9 protein-coding genes are annotated in these 10,506 nt (G+C 75.4%); 6 read left to right on the forward strand and 3 right to left on the reverse strand.

Annotated elements, in window-relative coordinates; genetic code table 11:
* Positions 1 to 100: 100 nt before the first annotated feature.
* From ACIQBJ_RS12865 to ACIQBJ_RS12875, 3 genes are all read right to left on the reverse strand, one after another.
* The gene (locus ACIQBJ_RS12865) at positions 101 to 1,267 is read right to left on the reverse strand and encodes a DUF5667 domain-containing protein (protein WP_400708015.1); all 1,167 of its coding nucleotides are present in this window, start codon (positions 1,265 to 1,267) and stop codon (positions 101 to 103) included.
* 303 nt (positions 1,268 to 1,570) lie between these two features.
* Positions 1,571 to 2,359, reverse strand: coding sequence for an ECF subfamily RNA polymerase sigma factor, BldN family (locus ACIQBJ_RS12870; protein ID WP_400708162.1), 789 nt, complete (start codon positions 2,357 to 2,359; stop codon positions 1,571 to 1,573).
* A 557-nt stretch (positions 2,360 to 2,916) separates the two neighbouring features.
* Complete coding sequence (locus ACIQBJ_RS12875) at positions 2,917 to 3,858, reverse strand: HAD family hydrolase (protein WP_400708017.1); 942 nt, start codon at positions 3,856 to 3,858, stop codon at positions 2,917 to 2,919.
* A 134-nt stretch (positions 3,859 to 3,992) separates the two neighbouring features.
* Here ACIQBJ_RS12875 and ACIQBJ_RS12880 point away from each other — a divergent pair, with 134 nt between their 5' ends.
* From ACIQBJ_RS12880 to ACIQBJ_RS12905, 6 genes are all read left to right on the forward strand, one after another.
* Positions 3,993 to 4,226: a glutaredoxin family protein gene (locus ACIQBJ_RS12880; protein WP_400708164.1), complete on the forward strand. Its 234-nt coding sequence runs from the start codon at positions 3,993 to 3,995 to the stop codon at positions 4,224 to 4,226.
* A gap of 443 nt (positions 4,227 to 4,669) precedes the next feature.
* Positions 4,670 to 5,344, forward strand: coding sequence for a PolC-type DNA polymerase III (locus ACIQBJ_RS12885; RefSeq protein ID WP_400708019.1), 675 nt, complete (start codon positions 4,670 to 4,672; stop codon positions 5,342 to 5,344).
* A gap of 101 nt (positions 5,345 to 5,445) precedes the next feature.
* The gene (locus ACIQBJ_RS12890) at positions 5,446 to 6,345 is read left to right on the forward strand and encodes a redox-sensing transcriptional repressor Rex (RefSeq protein ID WP_400708020.1); all 900 of its coding nucleotides are present in this window, start codon (positions 5,446 to 5,448) and stop codon (positions 6,343 to 6,345) included.
* Between the two features lie 31 nt (positions 6,346 to 6,376).
* Positions 6,377 to 7,777 (forward strand): glutamyl-tRNA reductase, encoded by a 1,401-nt coding sequence (locus ACIQBJ_RS12895; RefSeq protein ID WP_400708022.1) that lies wholly within the window; start codon positions 6,377 to 6,379, stop codon positions 7,775 to 7,777.
* Between the two features lie 40 nt (positions 7,778 to 7,817).
* The gene (gene hemC, locus ACIQBJ_RS12900; protein ID WP_400708024.1) at positions 7,818 to 8,792 is read left to right on the forward strand and encodes a hydroxymethylbilane synthase; all 975 of its coding nucleotides are present in this window, start codon (positions 7,818 to 7,820) and stop codon (positions 8,790 to 8,792) included.
* Positions 8,789 to 10,408 carry a uroporphyrinogen-III synthase gene (locus ACIQBJ_RS12905; protein WP_400708026.1) on the forward strand — a complete coding sequence of 540 codons (1,620 nt, stop codon included), beginning with the start codon at positions 8,789 to 8,791 and terminating at the stop codon, positions 10,406 to 10,408. The genes hemC and ACIQBJ_RS12905 overlap by 4 nt, the downstream gene beginning before the upstream one ends.
* The last annotated feature ends 98 nt before the right edge of the window (positions 10,409 to 10,506 follow it).

Here is a 10,506-nt window from a genome sequence, read left to right on the forward strand (position 1 = left end):
GGCGGGGGGCCCGCGGGGGCGGGGGGGGGGCGGCCGGGGGGGGGGGGGGCCCCGCGCGCCCCCCCCCCCGCCCCCCCCCCCCCCCCCCCCCCCCGGCGCGCTACTTGAGCGTCAGACCCGGCAGCAGGCCGGGGATCAGCGGCGGGATCGTGATGCCCTGCCCGTCCGCCGGGGCGGCCGGACTCGCGCCCGCCGCCGTCGGGGCGGACCCGGCCGCGGGCGTGCTGCCCGGGGTGGCGCCGGTGCCGGTCAGGCCGCTGATCAGGCCGCCCAGACCGGGCTGCGGGGAGGCGGCGGGCGCCGGGGTGGTCCGGGCGGTGGGCGCGGTGCCCGAGTTGTGCCCGCCGGTCGCACCGCCGGAAGCCGTACTGCCCTGGCCGGGCGCCTGCTGCCCGGCCCCGCCGGTGGCGCCGGTGGTACCGCCCGACGGCTGCTGGCCGCCGCCCTGGCCCGGCTGCGGGGTGAGCCGGAGCGGGGCGACGTCTTCGCTTATGTCGTCGAACAGCCGGTCGACCTTGCCGGCCTGGCTGCTCAGCCCGGCCGGCAGCTTGGACTGCAGCGCCGCCCAGCGCTCGTCCTGCCCGGCGAAGCCGGCGAGCTGGCGCATCGGGGTGAGCGAGCCGTTGGTGCGGTAGACGGCGCGCAGCAGGTCGCGGCCGCGCAGCGCCTCCGCGTGCATGTCGTCGAGCGCCCGGCGGACCTGGTCCACGGTGGCGGGGCTGAGCGCCGTCGGGTCGCCGGACCGGCCGAGCAGCGACTGCGCCTCGTCGAGCCGGGTGGACGCCTGCTGGAGCAGCAGCGCGCCGCGCTCGGTGTCGTTGTCGGCCCAGTCGAGGCGGAGCCCCTCCAGGCCGCGCTTCATGCCGTACAGGGCGTCGCCGGGGAGGGCGTTGGTGGAGGCGGCGGCGGCTCCGGCGAACGAGCCCACGGCGACGCCGGCGACCAGGCCGCCGATGGCGAGCCGACGGCCCCAGCGGGCACCGCGGCGGGCCCGGCGGCCGCGCTGGACGGGGAGGACCGCGGTGGGGGCGCCACCGGCCCACTCCTGCTCGAACGCGGCCATCAGTTGGGCCCGTTGGACCGTCCGCGTCTCGGCGGCGAGCTCCGGGGCCGGGACCGCACCGAGCGCGTCGGCCATGGCGAGCAGGTCGGCCATGGGGGCGGAGCCGGCCCGGTGCGCGCCGCTGCTCCGGTGGTCACTCTGGTGGGCCTCCAGCGCCTCGGCGAAGGACTTCGCCCGCCGGTGCTCCAGCACGTTTGCCGTCACGGGCCACACCTCCCTTCGTCGTTTTCGACACCGTGGCCCGCCGGTTGGTTGTCCCGACAGGCCGAAACCACACCATCGGGTGACAGGTCGAAGCCAGGCTTGACTGCGGGCCCGAAGGCGGATTGCACGCTGGCCAACGAGCGGCGTCGGGAGTCGGTTACGCATGACCCCCCTGGCGTATTAAGCAGAGCAGATGACCGCTCCGTCACCCGGACGTGCCCGCGCCCGGGGCGGATTGACGGTGCGTCAATTCCCGGGCGGGGCGGCGGGGGTCTGTGCGCTATCGCGTCCACGGGCGCCGGATCACCTGGCGTCCGGCGGCAGCAGGCGGGCCAGCGTGCGGACCGCCCGGTACTGCAGGGTCTTGATGGCGCCCTCGTTCTTCCCCATGATCCGGGCGGTCTCGGCCACCGACAGGCCCTGCAGGAAGCGCAGCGTCACGCACTCCTGCTGCTGCGGGTTGAGCCGGCGGACGGCGTCCAGCAGGGCGGCGTTGGAGAGGGACTCCAGCACCGACTCCTCGGGGCTGCGCTCGCACTCGTTGGAGTCGAGCATCTCGCCGGTGGTGACCTCCAGTCGGAACCGGCTGGACTTGAAGTGGTCGGCCACCAGGTTGCGGGCGATGGTGACCAGCCAGGCCCCGAAGTCGCGGCCCTGCCAGGTGAAGGTGCCGATCCGGCGCAGCGCGCGCAGGAAGGTCTCGCTGGTCAGGTCCTCGGCGGTGGCCCGGCTGCCGACCCGGTAGTAGATGTACCGGTACACGGTGTCGGCGTAGTGGTCGTAGAGCCGGCCGAAGGCCTCGCTCTCGCCGTTCTGGGCCCGCTCGACCAGCTCGACCACCGGGTTGTGCTCGGTGTCGTAGCCGGGGCCGGCGGGCGCGCTGCGGGCCCGGCCGCGGGTGCCGGGGGCGGGCACCGTCCGGCCGCGCGGCGCGGCGGTCGGGCCGCCGGCGGCCGAACCGCCGCCCGGGGAGCCGGCGGTGGTGGACCCGGGCGCGGTGGAGCGCAGCAGGGGTGCGGTGAACGTTGCGGGCGCCGCGGGCGCGGTGAGCGCCGCGAACGCCGGGCCGGCCACCGCGGGCTGGGGGACCAACAGCTCGAACTCGCGGATCGCGGCCCACAGTCGGTCCAGCCGCACGCCGCGGCGCAGAGTGGCGGTCGACGGGCGGGAGGTGGCTGGCGCGTCGTTCCGGACGGGTGGGTACACGGGACTCCCAGAGGCAGAACTGTGGACGGATCACCTCCGCCGGGGCGGAGAGCACGCCGCACACCACCCGTCGCGGGGACGCTGGGGTGGCGTGCATTCAGGAGAGAATAACGCTTTGTGCAATGACAGCTACACCGCGTGGTCGAAGTGGTCGGATGAGGTCCACTTCTTGCGCATATTCACCTGTCAGTGACCGGAGTTGGCGGCATCCATCCGGCTCAATGTGACCAGTTGTGCACGTCAGGTGACCGAACGTTGGCGTGTCGGCCGGGTTTCCCCGGTCCTGCCGGTTCCAACCCATGACTTTGACCGACTGTCGAACGATCAGTTCCGGCCATGGTCGATCAGGCCCGGACCACCGGCCCCGGGGCCGGGATTCGCTCCCCGGAGTGAGGACGAACCACCCGACGGTGGCGTGTCGCCGACAGCGGGTTGACGCCAGGTCAGGACCGGTGCCGCCGCCGGGCGGCGACCGTCGCGGCGGCCGCCCCCGCGAGCACGCCCAGCCCCGCCGCGGCGGGCACGCCGATCCTGGCCGCCTTCCGCCCGGTGCGGAAGTCCCGGACCCGCCAGCCCATCGTCCGGGCGTGCCGGCGCAGCGCCGCGTCCGGGTTGATCACGTACGGGTGGCCGACCAGGCTCAGCATCGGGATGTCGTTGGCGGAGTCGCTGAACGCCGCGCACCGGGCCAGGTCCAACTGCTCGCGGCGGGCCAGCGCCTGGACCGCGGCGGCCTTCGCCGGGCCGTGCAGCATCCCGCCGACCAGCCTGCCGGTGTAGACGCCGTCCCGGGTCTCGGCGACCGTCCCGAGCGCGCCCGTCATGCCGAGCCGGCGGGCGATCAGCCGGGCCACCTCCTGCGGGGCCGCCGTCACCAGCCAGACCCGCTGCCCGGCGTCCAGGTGCATCTGCACCAGGGCCCGGGTGCCGGGCCAGATCTTCTCGGCCAGCACCGGCTCGAAGATCTCCTCGCAGATCCGCTCCAGGTCGGCGGTGTGCTTGCCGGCGACCAGGCCCAGCGCGCTGTCCCGGGCGTCCGCGATGTGGTCCGGGTTCTCGGTGCCGTGCAGCCGGAACGCGGCCTGCTGCCAGGCGAACCGGGCCAGGTCGCGGCGGGAGAAGAACCGGCGCCGGTAGAGGCCGACCCCCAGGTAGAAGATCGCCGCCCCGCGCAGGATCGTGTTGTCGCAGTCGAAGAACGCGGCGGCCCGGGCGTCGTCCGGCACCGGGGTGTGGTCGCCCTCCGGCGCCCTCGGGGCGTCCGGGGCCTCCCCGGCGTCCGGCGCGAGCTGGGCCTCGGCGGCGTCCGCCGCGGCCTCGCCCGCGAGGGCGCTCCGCTCCTCGGTGGGACGCCTGGACTGGGTGAGCCTTCGCAGCGCGGCCATGCGACGAGCATAGTCAGCCGGGGCCGCCGACCCCGTGTCGGCGGAGTGCCGCACCGGTGAACGGGCGGCGTCCGGCCCGGCGGCACAATGGGTCCGTGAGCCTGCTGCGACGCCAGAAGAAGAACCCCGCCGAGATGACCGTCACCCTGATCGGCAAGCCCGGCTGCCACCTCTGCGAGGACGCCCGCGCGACCATCCTCAAGGTCACCGCCGACCTCGGCGCCCGCTTCGAGGAGAAGGACATCCTCCAGGACCCCGCCCTCCACGAGCAGTACGCCGAACAGATCCCGGTCACCCTGATCGACGGCCGCCAGCACGACTTCTGGCGCGTCGACGAGACCCGCCTCCGCAAGGCCCTCACCACCTGACCCGTCCTCCGCCGGGTGCTCCGCGCAGCGGGTTCCGCCCGTACACCCGGCCTTTTCGCCTCCGGCGGGGACGGCTGTGTTCCTTCCTGCGAGGGCTCCGCACGGCGGGTTCCGGTCCGCCTCCGGCGGGGATTCGGTTTCTCGCGGACCGGGCTTCGCGTGGCGGGTCCTGCTTGCGCTGCCCGGTCCTTCCCGCCTTCGGCGGGGGCGGTCGTGCTCTTTTCCGCCGCAGGCTCCGCGCAGCGGGGTCCGGTCCGCCTCCGGCGGGGGGATTCGGCTCGCTGTCCCGTGCGGCGGGGTCCGGTTTCCCTCGACCCGGGGGCGGGGACGAGCGGCGGCGGTTCGTGAACGTTCGATGAAGATCGGCCTAGGAGTTCCTCCACTTCTCGGCTTACGATCGAACGGTTTTCCGTCCGCCGGGGGCTGTGCAAGAGGAGGGCGCGATGAACGGCTACGCCGTCGTCGACGTCGAGGCCACCGGTCGTAGCCCCTGGCGCCACCGGGTGGTCGAGGTCGCCGTGGTGCAGTTGGACGCCGGGCTGCGGGCGGAGGGGGAGTTCAGCACGCTGGTGGACCCGGTCGGGCCGGTCGGGCCGACGCACGTGCACCGGATCGCGCAGGAGGACGTGGCGGGCGCGCCGCGGTTCCGGCAGATCGCGCCGCGGCTGCTGGAGCTGCTGGCGGACCGGGTGCTGGTGGGCCACCACGTGACGTGCGACCGGGCTTTCCTGGAGCGGGAGTTCGCCCGGATCGGGGTGGTGCTGCCCGCGGTGCCGCTGCTCTGCACGATGCGGACGGCCCGCCGGCTGCTGCCGGAGGCGGGCGGCTTCGGGCTGTCGGCCTGCGTCGAGGCGGCCGGTCTCGGCTGGTTCCCGGCGCACACCGCGCTGGGCGACGCCCGGGCCACCGTCGAGCTGCTGCGGCACTGCCGGCGGACCGGCGGGGTGGAGGAGCCGGCGCCGCCGGCCCCGGTGGTGCCGTGGCCGCGGCTGGCCCCGGCCCGCTCGGCCGGGGAGCGCGGCGGGGTGCCGCTGCTGCGGCGACTGGCGCCGCTGGGCCCGTGGCCGGCGGGGGTGGAGGGGCCGCGGGCGCTGATCGGCGCGGCGGGTGACGAGTGATGCGTGTCACTGTTCGGGGACAAATCGGACACCATCTTTGTGCACACGTTCACAAACGCATAGCCTGGCGGTCCAAGCCCAGCTTCACCCACAGGAGCACCGTGGCAATCGGCCGACCCTCACCCAGCAGTTCGCAGACGCCCGACCAGGGCGCCGCGCGCCGCACCTCGCGTGCGCGGGGCATTCCGGAGGCGACCGTGGCCCGCCTTCCGCTCTACCTGCGGGCGCTGACCGCGCTCTCCGAGCGCTCGGTCCCGACGGTCTCCTCCGAGGAGCTGGCCGCCGCCGCCGGGGTGAACTCCGCGAAGCTCCGCAAGGACTTCTCCTACCTCGGCTCCTACGGGACCCGCGGCGTCGGCTACGACGTCGAGTACCTGGTCTACCAGATCTCCCGTGAGCTGGGTCTCACCCAGGACTGGCCGGTCGTCATCGTCGGCATCGGCAACCTGGGCCACGCCCTCGCCAACTACGGCGGCTTCGCCTCCCGCGGCTTCCGGGTGGCCGCCCTGCTGGACGCCGACCCCAGCGTGGTCGGCTCCACCGCGGCCGGCCTGCCGGTGCGGCACATGGACGAGCTGGAGGAGATCGTCGCCTCCCAGCACGTCTCGATCGGCGTGATCACCACCCCGCCCGGCGCGGCCCAGGTGGTCTGCGACCGGCTGGTCGAGTCCGGGGTGACCAGCATCCTGAACTTCGCCCCGACGGTGCTGACCGTCCCGGACGGCGTGGACGTGCGCAAGGTCGACCTGTCGATAGAGCTGCAGATCCTGGCCTTCCACGAGCAGCGCAAGTCCGGCGACGAGCCGTCCGCCGGCGACTCGGTGCTGGACCGGGCCCCCGGCCCGGTCCGGGCGGCCGCCGCCAAGCTGCGCCGCGCCGCCGGCGGCGGCAAGGCCGAGCCGGCCAAGGCGACCCAGGCCGGCCAGGCCGCCCAGGGCAAGGCCGCGCCCGCCGCCAAGGCGGGCCCGGACGACGACCTGTCCGCGGTGATGCCCGCGTGAGCACCGAGATCCGTCCCGACGAGGTGGGGGCATGAGTCTTCTGGTAGTCGGTCTGAGTCACCGCACCGCGCCCGTCGGCGTGCTGGAGCGCGCCGCGCTCACCGGTGACACCCCGACCCGGGTGCTGCACGACGCGGCCGCCTCGGCGACCGTCGCCGAGGCCGCGCTGGTCAACACCTGCAACCGGATCGAGCTGTACGCCGACGTGGACAAGTTCCACGCGGGCGTCGCCGAGCTGTCCCAGCTGCTCGCCGGGCACAGCGGCGTCGACCTGGACGAGCTGACCCCGCACCTGTACGTGCACTACGAGGACCGCGCCGTCCACCACCTGTTCTCGGTGGCCTGCGGCCTGGACTCGATGGTGGTCGGCGAGGGCCAGATCCTCGGCCAGCTGCGCGACGCGCTGGCCAAGGCCCAGGAGGAGCACACCGCGGGCCGCGGCCTGAACGAGCTGTTCCAGCAGGCCCTGCGGGTCGGCAAGCGGGCGCACAGCGAGACCGGCATCGACAGGGCGGGCCAGTCGCTGGTCACCTTCGGCCTGGAGCAGGTCGCCGCCGGGGCCGGCCCGATCGCGGGCAAGCGCGCCCTGGTGGTCGGCGCCGGCTCGATGAGCTCGCTGGCCGCCGCCACCCTGGTCCGGGCCGGCGTCACCGACCTGCTGGTCGCCAACCGCACCCCGGCCCGGGCCGAGCGCCTGGTGGAGATCCTCGGCGGCGCCGCCCGCGCCGTCGACTTCGCCGCCGTCCCGGCCCTGCTCGCCGAGGTCGACCTGGTGATCTCCTGCACCGGCGCGGCCGGCACCGTGATCGCCGCCCCCGAGGTCGCCGCCGCGGTCGCCGGGCGCACGGCCGAACACCCCCTCGCCTTCCTCGACCTGGCCATGCCCCGGGACGTCGACCACGCCGTGCACGGACTCCCCGGCGCCCTGCTGGTCGACCTGGAGAGCCTGTCGCACGCGCACGCCGCCACCCCCGGCGCGGGCGACGTCGACGCGGTCTCCACGATCGTGGCCGACGAGGTCACCGCCTTCGGGCAGGCCCAGCGGGCCGCCCGGATCGCCCCCACCGTGGTCGCCCTGCGCGCCATGGCTTCCGAGGTGGTCAGCGGCGAACTCGCCCGGCTCACCGCCCGGTTGCCCGATCTGGACGAGCGCTCCCGGGCGGAGATCTCGCAGACCGTGCGCCGGGTGGTCGACAAGCTGCTGCACGCCCCGACCGTCAAGGTCAAGCAGCTCGCCGCCGAACCCGGCGGGGCCTCCTACGCGGAAGCCCTGCGCGAACTGTTCGACTTGGACCCCGCGGCAGTGCACGCTGTCTCCGGCACCCCGATCGGTGCGCAGGCGGGGTCCTCGATCCCGCCGGGCGGCATCCCCGCCGCCCAGGCCCCCACCGACCGGTCCGCCGTGGCCCCGCCCGCCGGAGTCACCGGATGAACCCCCGTCAGCCCCCCAGCACGACCAGGACGATCACCTCATGAATGGTCCAGAGACAGTGACGCCGCTGCGTCTCGGCACCCGCCGCAGCGCCCTCGCCATGGCCCAGTCGGGCATGGTCGCGGAGGAGGTGGCCGCGATCACCGGCCGCCGCGTGGAGCTGGTCGAGATCACCACCTACGGGGACGTCTCCCGTGAGGCGCTGGCGCAGATCGGCGGCACCGGCGTGTTCGTCTCCGCCCTGCGCGACGCCCTGCTGGAGGGCCGGATCGACCTGGCCGTCCACTCGCTCAAGGACCTGCCGACCGCCGCCCCCGCCGGGCTGCTGCTGGCCGCCGTCCCCGAGCGCGAGGACGTCCGGGACGCCCTGGTCGCCCGGGACGGCCTCACGCTGGCCGAACTGGTCGACAAGGGCGCCGGCCGCCCGGTCCGGATCGGCACCGGCTCCCCGCGCCGGATGTCCCAGCTGAACGCCTGGGCCCGGGCCCGCGGCGTCGAACTGGAGACCGTCCCGATCCGCGGCAACGTCGACACCCGGATCGGGTACGTCGCCTCCGGCGGCCTGGACGCCGTGGTGCTGGCCGCCGCCGGCCTCAACCGGCTCGGCCGGTCCGCCGAGATCACCGAGCACCTCGACCCCGCGCTGATGCTGCCCGCCCCCGGGCAGGGCGCGCTCGCCGTCGAGTGCGTCGACCCCACGCTGGCCGCCGTGCTGGCCCGGCTCGACCACCGGCCCACCCGGGCCGCCGTGGTCGCCGAGCGCGCCCTGCTGGCCACCCTGGAGGCCGGCTGCTCCGCACCCGTCGCCGCCCTGGCCGGCTGGACCGGCACCGAACTGCGCCTGGACGGCGTGGTCGGCACCACCGACGGCACCGAACTGCTCAAGATGTCCGCCAACGGCCCGCTCGTCCCCGACGAGACCGCCGAGGAACAGGCCGCGGCCCTGGGCCGCGCCCTCGCCACCCGGCTGCTCGACACGGGAGCGGCCAACCTGATGGGGGAGCGCGCCCGATGACCGCCGCCGGATTCCACCCGCCCGCAGGGCGCTGCACCTTCCTCGGCGCCGGCCCCGGCGACCCCGGGCTGCTCACCCTGCGCGCCGTCGACGTGCTCGCCACCGCCGACGTGCTGATCGCCGACCCGCTGACCGCCGCCGCGGTCCGCACCCACTGTCCGGCCAACGTCCAGGTCCTCGACCCGGCCGAGGTCGGCAAGGAGCTGTGCGACCTGGCCGCCGACGCCGTCAAGGCCGGCCGGCACCTGGTCCGCACCGTCGACGGCGACCCCGGCCTGGACGGCTGCGCCGCCCAGGAGATGCTGCGCTGCGCGACCGCGGGCGTCCCGTTCGAGGTCGTCCCCGGCGTCGCCCAGTCGGTGGGCGTGCCCGCCTACGCGGGCGTGCCGCTGCGCGGCGGCAGCGGGGCGGACGTCCGCTTCGTCGACGCCGAGGCGCTGCTGGCCGGCCAGGTCGTCGACCTGGGCGCGCCGGAGACCACCCTGGTGGTGCGGACCACCCTGGGCCAGCTGCCCGCGACCGCCAACGCGCTGGTGGCGCACGGCCGCAAGCCCGACGCGGCGCTGTCCGCGACGCTCTCCGGCACCACCACCCGGCAGCGCACCTTCACCTCCACGCTGGCCGCCATCGCCGCCGACCTGAAGGCCGCCCGGGTGCTGCCCTCGCCGGTCTCCGCCCCGGTGGACCCGGCGACCTCGGTGATAGCCGTGGTCGGTGAGCAGGTCGCCCACCGGGCCTCGCACTCCTGGTTCGAGACCAAGCCGCTGTTCGGCTGGAACGTCCTGGTGCCGCGCACCAAGGAGCAGGCGCACGGCCTCTCCGACCAGCTGCGCTCGTACGGCGCGGTGCCGCAGGAGGTGCCGACCATCGCGGTCGAGCCGCCGCGCACCCCGCAGCAGATGGAGCGGGCGATCAAGGGCCTGGTCACCGGCCGCTACGAGTGGATCGCCTTCACCTCGGTGAACGCCGTCAAGGCCGTCCGGGAGAAGTTCGAGGAGTACGGCCTGGACGCCCGGGCCTTCGCCGGGATCAAGGTCGCGGCGGTCGGCGAGACCACCGCGCAGGCCCTGGTCGACTTCGGCGTGAAGCCCGACCTGGTGCCGTCCGGCGAGCAGTCCGCCGCCGGCCTGCTGGAGGACTGGCCGCCGTACGACCCGGTGTTCGACCCGATCGACCGGGTGCTGCTGCCGCGCGCCGACATCGCCACCGAGACCCTGGTGGCCGGCCTGGTCGAGCTCGGCTGGGAGGTCGACGACGTGACCGCGTACCGGACGGTGCGCGCCTCGCCGCCGCCGGCCGAGACCCGGGAGGCGATCAAGGGCGGCGGCTTCGACGCGGTGCTGTTCACCTCGTCCTCGACCGTTCGGAACCTGGTCGGCATCGCCGGCAAGCCGCACAACGTGACCGTCATCGCCTGCATCGGCCCGGCCACCGCCAAGACGGCGGAGGAGCACGGCCTGCGGGTCGACGTGATGGCCCCGGCCCCGTCCGCGTCGGCGCTCGCCCAGGCGCTCGCCGACTTCGGGGCCAACCGCCGGGACGCCGCCACCGCGGCGGGCGAGCCGGTCTACCGGCCGAGCGAACGCCGCCCCGGCTCGCGCCGCAAGGCGCGCTGACCCTCCGTCGGGGGGGGGGCCCCCGGGCGCCCCCCCCCCCCGGGGGCCGGGGCCCCCCCGGCGGGCCCCGGGGGCCGGGCTGTGTGACCCGCAATACC

This window comes from Kitasatospora sp. NPDC088391, from assembly GCF_044753345.1.
GTDB lineage: Bacteria > Actinomycetota > Actinomycetes > Streptomycetales > Streptomycetaceae > Kitasatospora.